Below are 18,916 nucleotides of genomic sequence, written 5' to 3'. Positions count from 1 at the left end.
CTCGCCCTCACCGGACCGTCGTTAGAGGTCGGTTGCGATGATCGTCTCGATGTTCCGTTCGGCGAGCGCGGTGATGGTGACGAACGGGTTGACGCTGGTGTTGCCGGGGATCAGTGAGCCGTCGATGACGTACAGGCCGGGATGGCCATGGAGGCGGCCGTAGTTGTCGGTGGCTCTGTTCAGAACCACGCCGCCGAGAGGATGGTACGTGAGGTGGTCGCCCCAGATCTTGTAGGTGCCGAACAGGTCGGTCCGGTAGATCGTCCCTTCCCTGGCGTTGATCTTGTCGAAGATCGTTTTGGCCATGTCGATGGACGGCTGCTTCCAGGCGGTCTGCCAGTTCAGGCCGACCTTGCCCGTGGCGGCATTCCAGGCGAACTGGGCGCGGTTGGGGTTCTTGGTGATCGACAGATAGAACGAGGCGTAGGTCTCGATCCCGGTCGGTAGCGGAGCGATTTCGGCGAAGGCGCCGCCCGCAGCCCAGTTGTCGATGCCGGAACAGGGGATGGACGACTGGAGCTTGCCGGTCGGGTCCCACATGTAGTTGGCGCGGCCGCACATGACGTTGCCGTTGTCGCCCCAGCCCTTGCCGATCTCGTTGTTCAGGGCCGGCAGTGCGCCGGTGGCCTTCAGCTTGGTCAGCAGTTTGCTGGTGCCGACGCTGCCGGCCGCGAAGAACACCCGGTCCGCGGTCACGGTCTTGGTGGCGGTGGTGTCTCCGGTGGTGTTGATCTCGTCCATGACCACCGAGTAGCCGCCGCCCGCCGTCGGGGCAACCGAAGTGACCTTGTGCAGCGGCGAGATGGTGACTCTGCCGGTCGCTCTGGCCTGGGCGAGGTAGGTCTTCTCCAGCGACTTCTTGCCGTGGTTGTTGCCGTACAGGATCTCGCCGATCAGCGCCGACTTGGGGACGGTACCTGCCGCCTCCTGCTTCATGTAGTCCCAGTCGTACACGTCGGGCACGAAGACGAACGGGAAGCCTGAACGCTGGGCGTGCTTACGGCCCACCCGGGCGTACTGGTAGCACTCGGCGGTTTCGAACCAGGCCGGGTCGACGACGCCGACCCCGAGCCCGGCGTTGGCGCGCGGGAAGTAGGTGCCGTACATCTCGTCGGCGTTCACCGACGGCAGGACGGCCCCAAAGTTCTCGCGCCTCGGCGTCACCGCCATACCGCCGTTGACCAGCGAACCGCCCCCGACGCCGCGGCCCTGGTAGACGATGATGCCGCCCATCTCCTCGGCATCCAGGATCCCGGTGTAGCGGGGGATGTCCTTGTCGAGCGGGAACCCGAGGAAGTTGCTGATGGGCTGTTTCGTTTTGGTGCGCAGCCAGTACGACCGTTTATCGGGTTTGGTCGTGTTGGCGAAGATCTTGCCGTCGGAACCCGGGGTGTCCCAGGACATTCCCATCTCGACCATGTGCACGTCGACGCCGGCCTGAGCGAGCCGCAGAGCGGCCACGGAGCCGCCGTATCCGGTACCGATCACGAGGACGGGGACGTGGTCCCCGGTGCCGATCGGGGCGGCTGCGGAGGCGGCCTTCGCCGCGGCTGCGGTGGCGTGACCGGCAAGGGCGACGGCACCCAGAAGAGAACTGGTTCCAGCGATAAACCGGCGGCGCGAAACGTCGCTGGAACCCTTACTGTGCACGGCAGTTTCACTCATGTGATGTTCCTCACTCTTTGACGAATGGGAACACGTTCTACTGCTGCTTGTGCATGAAGTCACTACATACCTTTAGGTAACTTGTGGCCGATCACGCACTCCGAGAGCCACTCGCAACCAAAGCGCCGTGGAAGTGCCCTGGGCACCGCGACCCTGCATCCACGTCGCCGGGCAACGCCGCGACCGCCCCGGCGAACTCCTCGACCCGCAGCCCGGCGATGACGCCTCCGCGACCTGGACCCTGGAATGCACCACCGCCGCCTCGCCGACCGGCACCGATGTGAAAGCCCCCTATGTGCAAGGCCGGGTCGGGAAGCTGAGGTCCACGGCGCGGCTTCGGCGGCCTTGGGCAGGGCCGTGCCGCATGCCACGGCAGGGCGCCTGAAGTTCCGGGTACGACCGTCACGGCCTGACGGGGACGTTGGTCAGGCCGCTGACCGCCCGGGTCACCGTGTCCGAGGCGTATACGACATTGGGCCTGCCGGAACACTTCGACGCGGACGTGATTTTGATGGCGTAGTCGCCGACGCCGCCGAGGTCGCAGTCGTTGCCCCGCCACACCGTTCCGCAGCCGTTGGGGAACGACGGCGATGTGCCGGGTCTCGCCGTGACGCAGGGATCCTCGCCTCCTTCCGATCCTTCCGACCGGAGCCCGGCCTCAGGCAAGCGCTTCGGCGAGTTCCGGGAGGTAGCCCGCCAGGAAGCCCAGGTCGGTGGCGCGCCCGAAGTCCGGGTGGCTGCGGTGGTCAGGCAGACGGGCCAGTGCCTTGCGGCCGAAGTAGCCACCTCCGGCAGCCTCGGCGGGCCGGGTGGGTTCGCCCCTCCAGCCGGGGTCGGTCGCGGCGAGGGGCAGGCAGCGTACAAAGAGGTCGTGGCAGGCCTGCAATCCGCGGCGCAGCACCACGTGGTAGGGGTCGTCCGGACCGATCGGGTAGGGCTCGGCGGCCAGTGTGCGGCCCGTGTCGATGCCCGCGTCGACCTCGTGGAGCGTCGCGGCGAACTCGCGCTCGCCGCGCAGCATCGCGTACACCAGGGCCACTTCGGGAATCCCCCGATAGGCAGGCAGCGGGCCGTGGTGGATGTTCAGGATGCGCAGCCCGGTGGAGAGGACCGGAGCGCGGAAGATCATCCGGTTGTTGACCGACCAGAGCAGCCCGTCCGTGCCGGCGTCGCCCAGTTCGGCAGCGACCGCGTTGATGTCCTCGACCGCCAGGAAGGGGATGTCGGGCCGAGTCGTCCCAGTGGCCGGCGCGGGGCCGCAGACCAGGTCGACGGCCAGGTCGCGGTCCAGGGTGTGCTGTACGGCGCGCCAGAGCAGCGCGCCCTCACCGACGAAGATCACGACGTGCTCCGCAGTGCCTCGACGGTCTCGACGACTCGACCGAGCGTCAGATTCTCGCTGAGGGACCCGAGCCGGGCCAGAAACTGCTGCTCCGCGGACCGGCCCAGCAGTTCGTCGCCGAGCGCCGACAGCATCTCCAGTACGGCGAGAGAGTCGCCGCCCAGTGCGTGGAAGTCGGAGGAGGCGTCGAGGCGGGTGGCCTCGCAGTGCAGGATGCGGGACCAGATCCCGGCAATCAGCTCTGCTGTGCCGGGTCCGGGAGCACGTACCCCTTCCGGCTCAGCGGCTGCCTCGTCGAAGGGGTTCGGCAGCGCGTTGCGGTCGGTCTTGCCGCTGGACGTTTCCGGAAGCGAGGGCACCGCACACACCACCGAGGGCACCAGGTGGGACGGCAGCGAACGCTCCAACGCGGCCCGTACGGCAGTCTCGTCGAGAACGACCGAGCCCTCGGCGGCAACGACGAAGGCGCACAGCGCCTGCGGGCCGGTGGGGTGCCTGCGGCGGGCGACCACGGCGGCCTGTGCGATGTCAGGCATCGCGGTGAGCGCCGCCTCTACCTCGCCCGGCTCGACCCGGTGACCGCGGATCTTGACCTGTGCATCGATCCGGCCCGCGTATTCGAGCTGCCCGTCCGGCAGCCGTTGCACCAGGTCGCCGGTCCGGTAGGCGCGCCGCCCGTCGGGGAGGTAGACGAAGCGGTCGGCGGTCAGGTCGGGGCGGCCGAGGTAGCCGCGGGCCAGCTGAACACCCGTCACATACAATTCGCCCAGCCCGCCGTCGGCGACTTCGTGCCGCTGCTCGTCGAGCACGGCCACGGAGGTTCTGTGCACCGGTACCCCGATCGGCGCGGACGTTCGTGAGCCGTCGTCGCCGACGACGGCGACGGTGCAGGCCACCGTCGCCTCGGTGGGGCCGTAGATATTGACGATCAGACAGTCGGGCCCGAACCACTCGCGTGCCCAGCGGCTCGTGGCCGTGGTGAGGTTCTCGCCGCCGAGGTGCAGCGCGCGGATGCCCGCCGGGCGCAGGCCGAGCCGTGCGGCGAGATCGAGGTGGGTCGGGGTCAGCGCCAGGGTGTTGGCCTGCCGCCCCGAGAACATCTCACGCAGCTTGACGTGGTCGAGTTCGCCGGGCACGGGTACGACGGCGCCACCGTGCAGCAGCGGCGGGAAGATCTGCATCATCGAGAGGTCGAAGCCGGGCGAGAAGGAGTACGCGGCCCGGGTCTGCTCGTCGCACCGCAGGAACGGGGCTATCCAGCCGACCACGTTGACGAGGCTCCGGTGTTCGATCTGCACACCCTTGGGCTTGCCGGTTGACCCCGAGGTGTAGATCACGTACGCGAGATCGTCCGGTCCGGGAGCCGCGGCTGCGACGGCCGCCCCGGCGTCCACCATGGCGTCGTCGGTCGCGACGTCTTCGAGGAGGATCGTTGTGCAACCGGCCCCCTCCGTACGGTCGGCCGATGCCGCGTCCGTCAGACAGAGGCGGACCTGGGCGTCGTGCAGCAGTTCCTTGACCCGCTGTGCCGGATTGCGCATGTCCATCGGCAGGAACGCGGCGCCCGCCTTGAGGACACCCCAGACCCCGGCCAGGCCGAACGCCGAACGGTCCGCCAGCACGCCGACCACCTCGCCGCGCTGGACGCCCCGGGCCAGCAGCACGGCTGCCACGGAGTCCGAGCGGCGGTCCAGATCCCCGTAAGACCAGGGGAGTCCGTCTCCGATCACGGCGGGTGCGTCCGGCCGCCAGGCGGCCTGCGCCCGGAACAGCTGCACCACGGTCTCATCCAGCGGCGGCAGCCCGTCAGGTCCGGGTTCCAGGAGCCGCTCGGCCGCACCGGGCTCCCGAGGCGTTGCCACGGGCGGCGCGCACGAAACCGGCACCGCGGAGGCCAGCGCGGTCTCGATCCGGTCCAGCAGTGCATCGCAGCGCTCGCCGACGTCCTCGGCACCGCGGGCGGAGACCACCAGCTCGGTGTGCTCGGGCAGTTCGAGCAGGGCGATGCTGACGGGAACCAGCGGTGCGTGCACGGGCAGGGCGTACACGGTCCCTGCCGTGAACTCCTCCGTGCTGAACTTGTCGAGCGCCATGCGGCCGGCGTTGGACACGATGGCCGACGCCAGATAGCGGTGGCGGGCGTAGGAGGCGGTGCGCGAGGCGCCGACCAGCCCTGCGGCCACGGGCAGTGGCAGCCGGGCCAGCGCCGCCTCCGCCCCGGCCGCCAGTTCCTGCCGCGCGGCCAGCGCGTTGAGCAACCGCCGGTGCACCGCGTCCGCGTCCTGGCCTTGTGGCACATCGAGGAACACCGGCAGCGCCAGGTTGGCGGTCGACGACTCCGTGGGGGCGTGGCGCCGCAAATCCACCGGAACCATGATCCGGGCAGAGGAACCGCCGACCGTCGCGGCGACCTCGGCGGCCACCTTCGCGGCCAGCGCCGCGTGCCGGCCCGAGACCGTGCGCCGCCGCCACACCGAGCCGCTGCCCGGCCGGCCCGCCAACGGCGAGCGCTGGTCGAGCCCGAGGCGGGGCCGTTGCCCCGTACGGCCGAGCGTGTCCAGCAGGTGATAGTCGGCCAGGGAGCCGGCGGCGCCGCGCAGTGGTTCACCGCGCAGTGCCCGGAAGACCTCGGCGGCCCACATCGCCGTGCCCTTGAGGTCCATCACGGCATGGGAAGCGCGGAACACCACGGTGCTCGGCTCGCCGGTGAGAAGCAGGACCTCGCAGCCTGCGCGGCCTTCGGCTTCGGCCAGCGGGCCGGTGAGTTCCGGCAGGCCGGTGAGCGTGCTGCGGTCGAAGCCTTGTCCATCGGCGACCACCACCCGCGCCGGAAACCCGCTGTCGATCCACATTCTCCCGCGCCGCACCAGCCGCGAGCCCGGGCAGGCCGCCGAGGCTTGTGCCACGGCGCGGCTCAGGTCCAGGGCGTCGATCGGCCCTTTGCCCTCGACCACCAGCTGAAGTACCAGCAGCTCACCCAGGCGGGCGGCGGCCAGATACGACCACTCGGTCGGCGACACGGGCCGGCGGAAAGCAGTACGGCCCGATGGGTGGACCTCGGGGCCTACGGCCGCGGCGGCGTGCTGGGCAGTCATGGCTACTTCACCTTCCGGATGAATGCGTCGACGCCGCCAATGCTGTCGATCCAGGCCTCCAGCCGGGCCATCCCGGCGTCGTGGTCCACCCGCGGCGCCGTCAGATCCCGCCGGGCCGCCGCAATGTCGTACGTCGCCGAACGGGTGAGCAGGGCAAGCGAGTAACGGGACAGCGGAGGCGAGGAGTTCTTGGCCAGCGGCGGCAGCTTCCAGACCATGTCGGCCGTGAAGGCGATGGCGCGCAGCAGGCTGTGGGAGACGCGTTTGGTCGGGGGTTTGCCGCCGAACCGTTCGGCGAGAGAGGCGAGCGTGCTCCAGATCTCCACCGGCGCTTCGTCGGCTATGAAATACGCCCTGCCGCCGACACCCTCGGCACGCGCCGCCCGCACGCACGCATCAGCGGCGTTCTCGCAGTAGCACAGCGAGGCGTACACCTGCCTGCCCCCGGACAGGTCGGGGAGGCTGCCCGTCATCATCTTCGCGAGCAGCCGCGGCATGAAACCGGAGTGGTCGCGCGGGCCCCACACGGCGCGCGGGCGCAGTGCGACGGTGGTGAAGTCCGCGCGGTCCGCGGCCAGCACCAGGCGCTCCGCGGCGGCCTTGGTCTCCGAGTAGAGATTGAGGTGACGCGTCGGGAAGGGCTCGCTCTCGTCGATGTCGAGCCGGTCGCCGCCGCGGATGCCCATCAGCGCGCTGGGGCTGCTGATGAAGACGAAGCGTCGTGCTCCCGCATCCCTGGCCGCCGACATGAGGCGATCCGTGCCAGAGACGTTCTCGTCCCAGAACTGGGCGCGGGTGCCCCTGTCGGTGACGCGGGCGGCGCTGTGGTGCACCACCTCGATCCCGTCCATGGCCCGGCGTATCGAGGCGGCGTCGCGCAGGTCGCCGTACGCGAACTCGATGCCCGCGACGGTGCGCAGATGGCTCAGGTCGCTCTCTTTGCGTACGAGCACCCGTACGTCGTCGCCGGCACGCGCACAGGCGTCGACGATATGGCTGCCGAGGAACCCGGACGCGCCGGTCACCAGCACCTTCATCGGGAAGCGCCCTTCGTCTTGCGGTGCCCAGTCCGCCACCAGGTCGCTCCGAAGAGCATCGTGAGGGCGGCTGTCGCCCATGGTTTGCGCCCGGTGGCGAGTTCCTGCTCCGCGCTCAGCGCGGACGGTATCTGGGCGGCGTGGACGACGACGCTCAGGAAGGCGTCGAGCCACCACAGGGTGGTCAGCGCACCATGGTCCCAAGGCAGCAGCGGCCAGGCAGCGAGGTATGCCCACCCGAGCAGCGGGACGGTACGCAGGGCCCGGTCGGCCGCCGTCGGGCGGCGGCTTCCCGTGAGCCGGTCCTCGGCCCAGCCGGCCAACAGCTCCCGGCGGATCTTGGCGTTGTGGCGGATGTCCACAGGGAACGCGGGATGCGGCAGGAAGTCGCTGATCGCCTTGGTCACCGGGTTGTTCGCGCCCAGTTCCCGCAACTCGCCCTCGATCCGGGGCCATTGCCTGCTGTCGGCGCCCGGTGCCAGCTCCACGCACAGCACCGGCCGTTGTTCATCGGGCGGGCCGAAGCCCACCAGAGCCGTGCGCTTCACCTCGGGGTGGGTGTTGAAGACGCCCTCACAGCGCACCGTGTGCAGGTCGCCGTCGGACGCCCGGACCCGGTGGCTCTTGCGCCCGCAGAACCAGATCCGTCCCTCGCCGTCGATCCATCCGACGTCACCAGTGCGGTGCCAACGACGCTCACCGTCCTGGATCTTGTGCTCGGAGTCGGCCCGGGGCGACTGGAAGTAGCGCGGGCTGACCGCCCGGCCACTGACCACTATCTCGCCCATCTCACCGGTCGCCACGCCCAGTCCGGGAATCCAGCGGGGGACCGGGCCGTCGCTGATCCCGATCACGCGGACCGACGTACCCGGTGCGGGCCGACCCACACAGACCCCCAGACCGGCGGCTGGGCCGTCGGCCGGCCACGCGCGCGCTTCCCGGCTCTCCAACAGCGCCATGGGCAGGGCCTCGGTCGATCCGTATGTGCTGAACACACGGGCCTCGTCGGGCAGTACGGCCCGCAGAGCCGCCATCAGTTCGGGACTCACCGGTGCGCCGCCGGAGACGATCAGCCGGAGCGAGGGCACGCGGGCCCGGGACTGCGCCAGATGGGCGGAGAGCGGACCGAGCAGCGCGGGTGAGGCAAACATGGCGTTGACGTGGAAGCGCTGGATCGCGTCGGTCAGCAGCGCCGGATCGGCGGCGCCGACCCGGCCCATGTTCATCTTCGGCACCACGGCCGTGCGGCCCGCCGCGAGGTCGAACACGCCCATCAGGGGCAGGGTGACCAGCGTGCTGGTCATGTCGGTGGTGAAGTGGCCCTCCTCGACGCCGTACGCCATCCCCAACAGCATGCCGACGGTGATCTCGACCGGCTTGGCCGGGCCGGTACTGCCGGTGGTGTACCCGATCAGTGCGAGGTCCTCGGGCCCGGACTCCAGCGGAGGCGACTGCGGAAGGCTCGCGCCGAGGGCCGTCAGCTCCTCAAGTGCCGTGCCGTTCCCGCGGCCGACCTTGATCAGGCTCCGCACTCCGGCGAAGGCACGCGGGCGCAGCCGCCGCAGGATGTGCGCGGACGGTACGCCGATGAACGCCTGTACCCCCACGCGGTGGATGCAGTCCAGCATGCGGCCCAGCCCCATACCGGGATCGACCACCACCGGTACCGCTCCGACGTGCATCAGGGCGAAGACCAGTGTCAGCAGGTCGACGCCCGGAGTCACCAGCAGGGCTGTACGGGTGCCGCGACGGATGCCATGGGCTTCCAGTGCGGCGGCGCAGGCGTTGACCCGGGTGGCGAGCTCGCCGTAGCTGACGGAGGCGTAGGCCGGTCGGCCGGCCGACTCCATCCGGTCGCCGTCCGGGTGGATGACGGCCGGCTTGTCCGGCGTACGGACGGCGTGCCAGGCGAGCAGTTCGGCCAGGAACGCGTCCTGGCGCAGGGCGGTTGTGGTGCCGGGCATCAGCGCGCGGCTCCATCGCTGTCGTCGTTCAGGCGGTAGAGACAGGCCGCCGAACTCAGCCCGGCGCCGACGGCAAGGAACAGGATTCGGTCGAAGCCGGCGAGCCTGCCAGCGTCTTGTGCCTGCCGGAAGCCGTAGGTGAGTGCCGAGGTGTGCGGGTCGCCCTGTACTCCTTCGACGGTGACCGCGGCATCGGATGCCATGCCCAGCCGTTTGGCGAGCTGGGCGGGGAAGTCGGACGACGGCTGCGAGGTGATCAGCAGTGTGCGGTCGAGGACCGCTGCGGTTCCATCGGTGTCGGCGCCGTATTCGGCCGCGAGGCAACCGTGCGCGGAGTCGACCGCCAGATCGAGCATGCGCTCCAGGACGCCGCCCTCGCGATCGACGACGATGGTGTTACGACCTGCCGAGCCCGCCTCGTACAGCGGCAGATAACCGTTGACCCCGTGGTCACCCGGCGCCGACCGGTGGTGGACCCGGCCGAAGCCGCTGCCGTCGGCGGTGCGTTCCAGCAGGAGTGCAGCTCCGGTGCTCGCGTACGGGAACTCGACGGTGCCTGCCTTCGACGGATCCATTGAGGGGTGCGTGTCGGCTGAGACCACAAGTACCCTGCGAGCACTGCCGGTTGCCAGCAGGGCGCTGGCGGCCTGGACGGCGTTGAGTACGCCGCAGGCGCCGTTCATGAGGTCGAACGAGAAGGCGGGCCGCCTGTCCGGGTCGTGTAGATAGTCCAGGTTGATGCCGATGCGCTTCTGGATGAGTGCGGCGACGGAGGGCTCGGAGAGGTTGGAGTCGCGGTAGACGCCGACGTTGATGAGGACGTCGATGTCCGCGGCACTGAGCCCGGCCTGGTCCAGGCAGGCGCGTCCGGCCGACGCCGCGTACTCGATCGCGCTGCCGGTGTCGTCGGCAGGGCTGAGAGCGGTGGAGGTAATGACGGTAGCCACTTTTCACACCTCCAGACTGGAGACGGTCGCGGACAGGAAACCGGTGACCACGCCCGACGCGGCGGGCACCAGGAGGACTTTGGACCCCTGGGGTATGCGGCGTTCCGCGAGTGCTTGATGCAATACCAGGTAGTGAGAGGTGGTCGCGGTATTGGCGAACTTCTCGACGACCGACAGTGTCTGTGGCATCGGTGTCTCGAAGATGTTCTCGCCCACCTGGTTCATGAAGTCGACGAACCGGCTGCCGACCTGATGCTGTACGACGAAGTCGTAGCCCTCCTCGGCGAATTGGCGGCCGTCCTCGGCCAGCTTGTCCCGATGGAAGGTCGGCCAGAGCGAGAGCCTGTCCTGGGCGTGCATCTCTTTGTTGTTCGTGTACATCGCCAGATCGCCGGTGTCGTCGCTGGGCATGCCCAGGCACAGATGCGAGTACTCCGAACAGGTCATCAGCTCGACGTCGTGGATCACGTCCGCTTCGTCGGTGGCGCGGTCGACCATCACGGCGACGGCGGAGTCGCCCACGGAGAGGGACGCGAACTGGGGGTCCCTGCTGTCCTCCATCTCGCGCGCGGCGGTGAAGGCGATCGGGGTGATGTGTTCGCCGCTGAGCACCAGGCCGTTACGTACCTCACCGGACCGGATCATCCGGTCCAGCAGATAGACGCCGGTCATCATGCCCGCGCAGGCGTTGGAGACATCGAAGTGAAGGGCCGAGAGCGCGCCGATCCCCTTGGCGATGCGGTGGGCGAACGACGGCTCGAACTGGTGGCGTCGGCCGTCCGTCGTGCGGCTGATGGAGCAGGAGATCACGACGTCGATCTCGTCCGGGGTGTAGCGCGAGCGATCCAGACATGCGCGGGCTGCCGAAACCGCCATCGTGAGGCAGTCCTCGGGAATGTCGCCCGTATCGTCCGCGACGCGGCGCTCGGCCATGCCGGTAATTTTGAAGAGGTCGAATTCCGGAGTCTTCTCCATGCGGGCGAGGAGTTCCGGAGTGCTCATCACAGTCGAAGGGAGATATGCCCCTATGGACTCTAAGCGACTCTTGTTCATAAACCCCTCCTGGTGGTTCCTTGTTCATGCGGCCCACCGGAATGGTCAAAACCTCAATGAGTGTCACGAGTCATTGAATTCCCCCGACTTCGGCGCGCCGCACGACGACGTTAGCGCACTGTGGAGGGTGCCTGGCCGCAACAAGCCTGTGATGATCACCACTTGACGGCTATTTAGCATTCCCGGGGCGCTGGCCAAAATGTGTCAGCCGATATTGCGACACGATGTCGGTGATGTTTCGAAACGTCGACGTGGGCAATCCGCGGGCGTATCCGCCGCCCGGCGTGCCCGATCGGGTCCCAGCCCCGCGAATGCCGTGCAATGCGTGAGCAGGCACCGTCCTCGCCCCTCGACCGGACCGTCTGCGCCCCGGCCGGGCCGCACCCGTTCGACTGCTACGACGAGGAGCAACGAGCCCTACTCGCCAGTAATTTGGCTGATCATCGTCTCACCGGGGCGGTTTGCGCCCCTCTACGCTCCGGATCACCGTTCCGCGGTGCCGTCCGTTCAGAACGGTCCCAGCCACATGGAGCCCCCCAGTGAGACGAACGCAACGCCGCGGCGGTCACCGCGCCGCGCTCCGGACGACAAGTACCGCCGCTGCTACGGCACTTGTGATCGCCGGAACAGCCGCTGCGGCACCCGCCGCGTCCGCGACGCACACGGTGGTGGCAACGGGGACTGCCCACGCGGCGGCCCGCGCCCCGGGCCCCTCCTTCCGCCTCGCCGACATCCCGATGAAGGACGGTGTCGTCCTCAAGGCGAATGTGTTCTCGCCCGCCTCCGGCACTCCCGGCGCCGACGCGCGCGGCCGCTACCCGGTGATCGTGCAGCCGGCCAGCTGGGGCCAGAACGACATCGAGTACGTCCTCCAGGGCAAGCGACTCGCCGCGGCCGGCTATGTCGTGGTCACCTACACCGTCCGCGGCTTCTGGCTCTCCGGAGGCGAGGTCGACGTCGCGGGACCCAAGGACGTGGCGGACATCTCGGCGGTCATCGACTGGGCCATCGCCCGGACTCCGGCGGATCCGCGGCGTATCGGCATGACCGGTCTCTCTCTGGGCGGCGGCCTGACCCTGCTGGGGGCTGCCGCGGACCCGCGGATCAAAGCGGTCGCCGCGATGAGCGGTTGGGGGGACCTGGTGGACTCGCTGTACAGCGGCGAGACCCGGCATCTGCAGGCCGTTGCCGCACTCACCGCCGTACAGACGCCGACGGGCCGCCAGAGCGCCGAGCTCCGGGGCATGCTGTCCAACCTCTTCGCCGACCGCGACACCCCCGACGTCATCAGATGGGCGCAGACCAGGTCGCCCGGCGCGTATGCAGACCGCATCAATGCCAACGGCACGGCCGTCTTCCTGGCGAGCGCCTGGGGGGACAGCATCTTCAACCCCAGCCAGATCACAGCCTTCTACCAGAAGCTGACCGGTCCCAAGCGCATCGAGATGCGCCCCGGAGACCACGCCACGCAGGAGTTCTCCGGCCTGCTGGGCCTGGACAACGCCACCTGGGCGAGCGCGCTTCGCTGGTTCGACGAGCACCTCATGGGCCACGGCGGCTCTGCGCCACGGCCGCCGGTGGAGCTGGAGGTGCGGCCCAGCGGTGCACGGGAGAGCTACCCGTCCTGGCAGGCTGTCGGTTCCCGGACCGAGCGGCTGCGGCTCGGCAGGGCGAACGCCTTCGGCACCGGCGCGCTCGGCACCGGCGCCACGGTGGGCACGGGATGGCGGACGTCGGTCGTCGGCGGCCTGAACTCGGGCGCCGACGGCGGTATTACCGAACTGTCGGGACTGCTCGACCAGTTCATCAAACTTCCTCCGGTCGTCGCGGTCCCGTTGCTGCCCCGACGGGCCGCAGCCGTATGGCAGTCGGAGCCGTACGCCGCCGGGCGGCACATACGCGGAGTCGTCAGGCTGCACACAACCGTCACGTCCTCCGCGCCGCAGGGCACGGTGATCGGCCACCTCTACGATGTGAACTCCCTCGGCCTGGGGAAACTGATCTCCCACGCCCCGCAGAGCTGGAAGGGCAGAACACCGAGACACGCCTTTCCGCTCGACATCCAGCTCTTCGCCACCGCCTATGACCTGCCCGCAGGACACCGGCTGGCCCTGGTCCTCGACACCCAGGACCCGCTGTACGGCGGCCGGACGCCGACGGGCAGCAAGGTGACGTTCGGCTCGCCTGAGGACGACCCTTCCGAGGTGGTGCTGCCCCTTCGGTAGCCGGCGATCAACCGGGTGCGTCGCCGGGGCACGCCGATGCCCTGACCGCGGAGCGTGATGTGTCGGCAGGCCCAACGCTCCCGCAGGAGGCCGACATGCATCGAAACGCAGTCGCTGACGGCTTGAGCGCGAGCGGCTTGTTGACGGGCACGACCCGCGGTGCTCCGTTCAACCAGTTGGGGGCGTCGCGGCGCGGTCGGTGATGTGTGGCGGCGGCGCGATGCCGTCGGGAAGCGCGGGGTCGGGCTCCGGTGGGCCGAAGCCCGTCGGTCCCGCCCGTCGGCTCCGTAGACGGTCGGGACGACCATGATCTGACCGTCGACGGGCACGCCGAGGTGGCAGACGAAGCCCGCCTCCAGGACGGCGTCGAGCGCCGCGCGATCGGGACGCCCCTGCTCCCGCAGGCGCCGGTGGCGAGTGAGCTGTGTCTGCGGCAGGGTGGCCGGAAGCCGGCTGTGGTTCATGTCGGCCCCTTTCAGCGGCTCGGCAGCAATGCGTAGGGCACAACGTTATCGATATCGACACTTGAACTGCTAGAGGTCAACGGAATCGGTTGTCTCCAGGTGCTGCAGCAACTGAATCCATCCGAGGGGATGTGGCCGTGTCCGACGCGCAGGATCCTTGACCGCAGGTCGGGCCTCCGTGATGCTGTCGTTGCGGCACATGAGGCGCGTGCCGTAATAAGCAACGCATCCCATGGGTTCGCATCAGTCGAGGAGTGGCCATGACGCACCAGGTCCGTGCTGTTGTCGCGAGGGGGAAGGGCGCCCCGGTCAGCCTGGAAACGATCATCGTGCCTGATCCGGGACCGGGTGAGGCACTGGTGAACATCGAGGCCTGCGGGGTCTGCCACACCGATCTGCACTATCGCGAGGGCGGCATCAACGACGACTTCCCCTTCCTGCTCGGCCATGAGGCGGCGGGCCGGGTCGAGTCTGTCGGCGCGGGCGTCACCGAGATCGCGCCCGGCGACTTCGTCATCCTCAACTGGCGTGCGGTCTGCGGCCAGTGCCGCGCGTGTCTGCGCGGGCGGCCCTGGTACTGCTTCAACACCCACAACGCCAAGCAGAAGATGACCCTCACCGACGGCACCGAGCTGTCCCCGGCCCTGGGCATCGGTGCTTTCGCCGAGAAGACGCTGGTGGCAGCCGGGCAGTGTACGAAGGTCGACGAGCGGGCATCGGCCGCGGTCGCCGGGCTCCTGGGTTGCGGTGTGATGGCGGGTATCGGGGCGGCGATCAACACCGGTGGCGTCGGGCGCGGTGATTCCGTCGCCGTGATCGGCTGCGGTGGCGTGGGCGACGCCGCGATCGCCGGGTCCCGGCTCGCGGGCGCGGCGAAGATCATCGCCGTGGACATCGACGAGCGGAAGCTGGCCACCGCGAAGAAGATCGGTGCCACCCACACCGTCAACTCCAAGGAGAACGACCCGGTCGAGGCGATCCGGGAACTGACCGGAGGCTTCGGCGCGGACGTCGTCATCGAGGCCGTCGGCCGCCCCGAGACGTACAAGCAGGCCTTCTACGCCCGCGACCTCGCGGGGACCGTCGTCCTCGTCGGCGTCCCGACTCCGGAGATGAAGCTGGAGCTGCCGCTGCTGGACGTCTTCGGCCGCGGCGGAGCGCTCAAGTCGTCCTGGTACGGCGACTGCCTGCCGAGCCGCGACTTCCCCATGCTGATCGACCTCCACCTGCAGGGGCGCCTGGATCTCGACGCGTTCGTCACCGAGACGATCGCGCTCGACGAAGTCGAGAAAGCCTTCGAGCGGATGCACCACGGTGACGTGCTGCGCTCGGTGGTGGTCCTGTGACGTCCGCGAGAATCGACCGACTCGTCACCTCCGGCACCTTCTCCCTGGACGGTGGCACCTGGGACGTCGACAACAACGTGTGGATCGTCGGCGACGACGAAGAGGCCGTCGTCATCGACGCCGCTCACGACGCGGACGCCATCATCGCCGCGCTCGGCGGCCGGACGCTTCGCGCGATCCTCTGTACGCACGCCCACAACGACCACATCGACGCCGCCCCGTTGCTCGCGGACCGGACCGGCGCCCCGATTCTGCTGCACCCGGACGACCTGCCGCTGTGGAAACAGACCCACCCCGAGCGGCTGCCCGACGCCGAACTGGCCCACGGCCAGATCGTCACGGTGGCGGGTGTCGACCTGACGGTGCTGCACACCCCCGGCCACGCCCCCGGCGCGGTCTGCCTGTACGCGCCGGCCCTGAAGGCCCTCTTCAGCGGTGACACGCTCTTCGCGGGCGGGCCGGGGGCGACGGGGAGGTCGTACAGCCATTTCGGCACCATCATCGAGTCGATCAGGGACCGGCTGCTTGCGCTGCCCGAGGGCACGGTCGTGCACACCGGGCACGGGGACACGACGACCATCGCCGCGGAAGCCCCGCATCTGCAGGAGTGGATCGACCGCGGGTTCTGACAGCGGCTCTGGCAGCAGGTTTTCACAGCAGGTTCTCACCGCGGCGTCCGGCCGCGGGTTCCGAGCGCCTCGCGGCGGCCTCCGGTCAACACGTCGACAGTGACGTTGACCGCGAGGCCGCCGTGCGTTTTCTCCTGGCTCGACATCCCCTGTGAACAGGCCGAAGGCGCCGATCGGCGGGGCGTTGCCGGTTGACCTGTAGTTGTGTACTACGCACAGCGTTGCGTGAAAAGAAACATGGAACAAGGGGTCGCCCTGTCCGGAGGATGCCTTGACACCGGCTTTGGGGGACTTCAAACTGGCGTTGCGCTTACCGCAATCTGTTTCGCTATATGCACCCGAGCACCCGAGGTGTCATGATGATTCCCGCGTGCCGTCTCGCGGATCTGCCGCGAGGCGAGGCCATACGGCTCGACATGGATCCGCCCGTGTCGGTGTTCCACACCGACGACGGCGAGGTCTTCGCCATCGACGACACCTGCACGCATCAGGATGCGTCGCTCGCCGACGGCTGGCTGGAGGGCTGTGAGGTCGAATGCCCGCTGCATGCCTCGAAGTTCGACCTCAGGACGGGGGCCGTCGACTCATCGCCGGCCAAGCTCCCCGTCCGTACCCATGAGGTCCTGATCGAGGACGGCATGATCTATGTCCGGCCGTCCACCGAGGCCCCGAACCTGCCGCCCTGCATCGCGGCGAGGCTCGCCGGAGGTCCCGCGTGAGGACCGTGGCCGTGGTCGGCGCCTCGCTCGCCGGACTGTCGGCCGCACGTTCCCTGCGGAAGCAGGGCTTCGACGGACGGCTCGTCGTGATCGGGGACGAGCCGCACCGCCCGTACGACAGGCCACCGTTGTCCAAGGAGTTCCTCGCCGGCACGATCCGCGAATCGGATCTCGCGCTGGAGGCGGACGGCGAGGACCTGCAGGCGGAGTGGCTGCTCGGCGTGCGGGCCGCGGGTTTCGACCCCGGTGACCGTGCCCTGCGGCTTGCGGACGGCCGGTCCGTGCGGGCCGACGGGATCGTCATCGCCACCGGTGCGACCGCCCGCATGCTGCCCGGCAGTGACGGCCTCGAAGGGGTGCACACGCTGCGGACCCTGGACGACGCCCGGGCCCTGCGGGACGATCTGGCCCTGGGCGGGCGGCTGGTGGTGATCGGCGGCGGGTTCATCGGCGCCGAGGTCGCCTCGACCGCGTACGGACTGGGCCTTGACGTGACGGTCGTCGAAGCGGCGCCGACGCCGCTGGCCGGACCGCTCGGCGAGGTCATGGGAGGCGTCGTCTCCACGCTCCACGCGGATCACGGCGTACGCCTGCTGTGCGGCGTCGGGGTCAAGGGGCTGAGCGGCCGGACCCGTGTCGATGCGGTCCTGCTCCAGGACGGCCGCAGCATCCCGGCCGACACCGTTGTCGTCGGCGTGGGTGCCCGCGCGTGCGTCGACTGGCTCGACGGCAGCGGCGTCGTCCTTGACGACGGCGTTACGTGCGGGGCGGACGGCCGCACCAACGTGGCCGGTGTGGTCGCGGTCGGGGACTGTGCCTCCTGGTACGACCCCGCTGCCGGGATCCACCGCCGCGTCGAGCACTGGACCGGCGCCCGGGAGAGGCCCGATGCGGCCGTGGCCGCGCTGCTGTCCGGAGGTTCGGCAACGCCGGGGGTGCCCAAGCCGCCCTACTTCTGGTCGGACCAGTACGGCGTACGCATCCAGTTCGCCGGACATTCCGCCGGCGCCGACAGCGTGACGGTCGAGGAGGGACTGCCCGACGACCGCAGCTTCCTGGCCGTCTACCGGCGGTCGGGGAATCCGGTCGCGGTCCTCGGGATGAATCAGCCGCGCCTGTTCACCCGCTGGCGCAAGCAGCTCGCCGCCGCGACGCTCTGACCCCACGCGTGCGGCGTCACGCGCTACCGCTCAGCACGCCGCTCATTGCATACCGCACAGCGGCGCCCGGACTTCCCTGTCCCGGCGCGACGACCGACCGACGATGTCACCCGCGAGGAGTGCACAGTGACCTCGACCAGCCTGCCCGACAGCCTGATCGCCACCCTCCCCGGCTCCTACTACACCGATCCAGGGATCTTCGCCCAGGAACAGGAGCACATCTTCGAGGCGATGTGGTTCTGCGTCGCGCGCTCCTCCGATCTGGCCGGGCCCGGCGCCTTCAAGACCGTCGACGTGGGCCGCGAGAGCATCCTCGTCACCCGGGCCCGCGACAACTCCGTGCGCGCCTTCTTCAACGTCTGCCGGCATCGCGGCGCCAAGCTCTGCACGGAGGAGTCCGGCGAGGTCAAGCGCGCCTTCCAGTGCCCGTATCACGCGTGGACCTACGACCTGACGGGCAAGCTCGTCGCGGCGCCCAACCTCACGAAGATGCCCGACGTCGGCCGTACCGAGTACGGCCTGGCGAGCGTGGCCACTCGCGAGTGGCTGGGCTATGTCTGGGTCTGTCTGGCGGAGAACCCACCCTCCTTCGAGGAACAGATCGTGGGCGAGGTCGTGGCACGGCTCGGCGATGTCGAGTCGATCGAGCGCTACGACATGGACAACCTCGAAGTCGGCCGGCGGATCGTCTACGACGTGAAGGCCAACTGGAAGCTGATCATCGAGAACTTCATGGAGTGCTACCACTGCGCCACGATTCACCCCGAACTCACCGAAGTGCTGCCGGAGTTCGCCGACGGCTATGCCGCGCAGTACTACGTCGGCCACGGCGCCGAGTTCGGCGAAGAGATCAAGGGCTTCACCGTGGACGGCTCCGAAGGCATGGACCGCATCCCCGGTGTCTCCGAGGACCAGGACCGCCGCTACTACGCGATCACCGTCAGACCCCAGGTGTTCATCAACCTCGTCCCGGACCATGTGATCTTCCACCGGATGTACCCGGTCGCCGTCGACCGCACGATCGTCGAGTGCGACTGGCTGTACCTCAAGGACGTGGTGGACAGCGGCAGGGATGTCAGCCGGTCCGTGGAGCTCTTCGACCGGGTCAACCGGCAGGACTTCGACGCCTGCGAGCGCTGCCAGCCCGCGATGAACTCACGCCTGTACGCCAAGGGCGGCGTGCTCGTACCCAGTGAGCACCACATCGGTGCCTTCCACGACTGGATCCACGAGCGCCTCGGCACAGGGGAGCCCTAGCCGAACGACAGAC

Annotated in this window: 14 protein-coding genes and 2 pseudogenes; 7 read left to right on the top strand and 9 right to left on the bottom strand. The window is 69.2% G+C overall.

Translation table 11 applies throughout. The annotated features are described in order from the left end of the window. Positions 1-21: 21 nt before the first annotated feature. Positions 22-1,665, bottom strand: a complete 1,644-nt coding sequence (locus tag FBY35_RS02735) for a GMC oxidoreductase (RefSeq protein WP_142212234.1) — start codon at positions 1,663-1,665, stop codon at positions 22-24. Positions 1,666-1,792: 127 nt separating this feature from the next. On the opposite strand from FBY35_RS02735, the pseudogene FBY35_RS36850 reads away from it, so the two are divergent. Beyond that, positions 1,793-1,981, top strand: a pseudogene (locus FBY35_RS36850) (DUF5990 family protein); the annotation flags it as partial. A gap of 86 nt (positions 1,982-2,067) precedes the next feature. Here FBY35_RS36850 and FBY35_RS02725 read toward each other — a convergent pair. From FBY35_RS02725 to FBY35_RS02695, 7 genes are all read right to left on the bottom strand, one after another. Continuing rightward, a complete protein-coding gene (locus tag FBY35_RS02725) occupies positions 2,068-2,226 on the bottom strand; it encodes a hypothetical protein (RefSeq protein WP_222123096.1) in 159 nt (52 codons plus the stop codon). 97 nt (positions 2,227-2,323) lie between these two features. After that, positions 2,324-3,007 carry a formyltransferase family protein gene (locus tag FBY35_RS02720; protein WP_142212233.1) on the bottom strand — a complete coding sequence of 228 codons (684 nt, stop codon included), beginning with the start codon at positions 3,005-3,007 and terminating at the stop codon, positions 2,324-2,326. Further along, a complete protein-coding gene (locus tag FBY35_RS02715) occupies positions 3,004-6,102 on the bottom strand; it encodes a non-ribosomal peptide synthetase (protein WP_142212232.1) in 3,099 nt (1,032 codons plus the stop codon). The genes FBY35_RS02720 and FBY35_RS02715 overlap by 4 nt, the downstream gene beginning before the upstream one ends. A 2-nt stretch (positions 6,103-6,104) precedes the next feature. Next, the gene (locus FBY35_RS02710) at positions 6,105-7,139 is read right to left on the bottom strand and encodes an NAD(P)-dependent oxidoreductase (protein ID WP_142212231.1); all 1,035 of its coding nucleotides are present in this window, start codon (positions 7,137-7,139) and stop codon (positions 6,105-6,107) included. After that, a complete protein-coding gene (locus FBY35_RS02705; RefSeq protein ID WP_142212230.1) occupies positions 7,136-9,103 on the bottom strand; it encodes a fatty acid CoA ligase family protein in 1,968 nt (655 codons plus the stop codon). The genes FBY35_RS02710 and FBY35_RS02705 overlap by 4 nt, the downstream gene beginning before the upstream one ends. Then, entirely contained in the window at positions 9,103-10,050 is a 948-nt protein-coding gene (locus tag FBY35_RS02700; RefSeq protein WP_142212229.1) for a hypothetical protein, read from the bottom strand. Before FBY35_RS02700 ends, FBY35_RS02705 begins: the two co-directional genes overlap by 1 nt. A gap of 3 nt (positions 10,051-10,053) precedes the next feature. Then, entirely contained in the window at positions 10,054-11,052 is a 999-nt protein-coding gene (locus tag FBY35_RS02695) for a 3-oxoacyl-ACP synthase III family protein (RefSeq protein ID WP_260848481.1), read from the bottom strand. Positions 11,053-11,642: 590 nt separating this feature from the next. Between FBY35_RS02695 and FBY35_RS02690 the strand changes: the two genes are divergently transcribed. Further along, positions 11,643-13,328 carry a CocE/NonD family hydrolase gene (locus FBY35_RS02690; protein WP_142212228.1) on the top strand — a complete coding sequence of 562 codons (1,686 nt, stop codon included), beginning with the start codon at positions 11,643-11,645 and terminating at the stop codon, positions 13,326-13,328. A 275-nt stretch (positions 13,329-13,603) separates the two neighbouring features. Here the strand turns inward: FBY35_RS02690 and FBY35_RS36845 are convergent. Further along, a pseudogene (locus FBY35_RS36845) lies at positions 13,604-13,792 on the bottom strand (pyridoxamine 5'-phosphate oxidase family protein); the annotation flags it as partial. A 260-nt stretch (positions 13,793-14,052) separates the two neighbouring features. Between FBY35_RS36845 and FBY35_RS02680 the strand changes: the two are divergent. The 5 genes from FBY35_RS02680 to FBY35_RS02660 all read left to right on the top strand — a co-directional run bounded on the left by FBY35_RS02680 (position 14,053) and on the right by FBY35_RS02660 (position 18,903). Beyond that, positions 14,053-15,138, top strand: a complete 1,086-nt coding sequence (locus FBY35_RS02680; protein WP_142212227.1) for an S-(hydroxymethyl)mycothiol dehydrogenase — start codon at positions 14,053-14,055, stop codon at positions 15,136-15,138. Next, positions 15,135-15,767 carry an MBL fold metallo-hydrolase gene (locus FBY35_RS02675; protein ID WP_142212226.1) on the top strand — a complete coding sequence of 211 codons (633 nt, stop codon included), beginning with the start codon at positions 15,135-15,137 and terminating at the stop codon, positions 15,765-15,767. The genes FBY35_RS02680 and FBY35_RS02675 overlap by 4 nt, the downstream gene beginning before the upstream one ends. 356 nt (positions 15,768-16,123) lie before the next feature. Next, positions 16,124-16,486, top strand: a complete 363-nt coding sequence (locus FBY35_RS02670) for a bifunctional 3-phenylpropionate/cinnamic acid dioxygenase ferredoxin subunit (RefSeq protein ID WP_142212225.1) — start codon at positions 16,124-16,126, stop codon at positions 16,484-16,486. Continuing rightward, positions 16,483-17,646 (top strand): NAD(P)/FAD-dependent oxidoreductase, encoded by a 1,164-nt coding sequence (locus FBY35_RS02665; protein ID WP_186356848.1) that lies wholly within the window; start codon positions 16,483-16,485, stop codon positions 17,644-17,646. The genes FBY35_RS02670 and FBY35_RS02665 overlap by 4 nt, the downstream gene beginning before the upstream one ends. 126 nt (positions 17,647-17,772) lie before the next feature. Continuing rightward, positions 17,773-18,903 (top strand): aromatic ring-hydroxylating dioxygenase subunit alpha, encoded by a 1,131-nt coding sequence (locus tag FBY35_RS02660; RefSeq protein WP_142212224.1) that lies wholly within the window; start codon positions 17,773-17,775, stop codon positions 18,901-18,903. Positions 18,904-18,916: the final 13 nt, after the last annotated feature.

This window comes from Streptomyces sp. SLBN-118, assembly GCF_006715635.1.
GTDB lineage: Bacteria > Actinomycetota > Actinomycetes > Streptomycetales > Streptomycetaceae > Streptomyces.
Note: the sequence above shows the minus strand (reverse complement) of the source record. Positions and strands in the feature narration are given on the sequence as shown.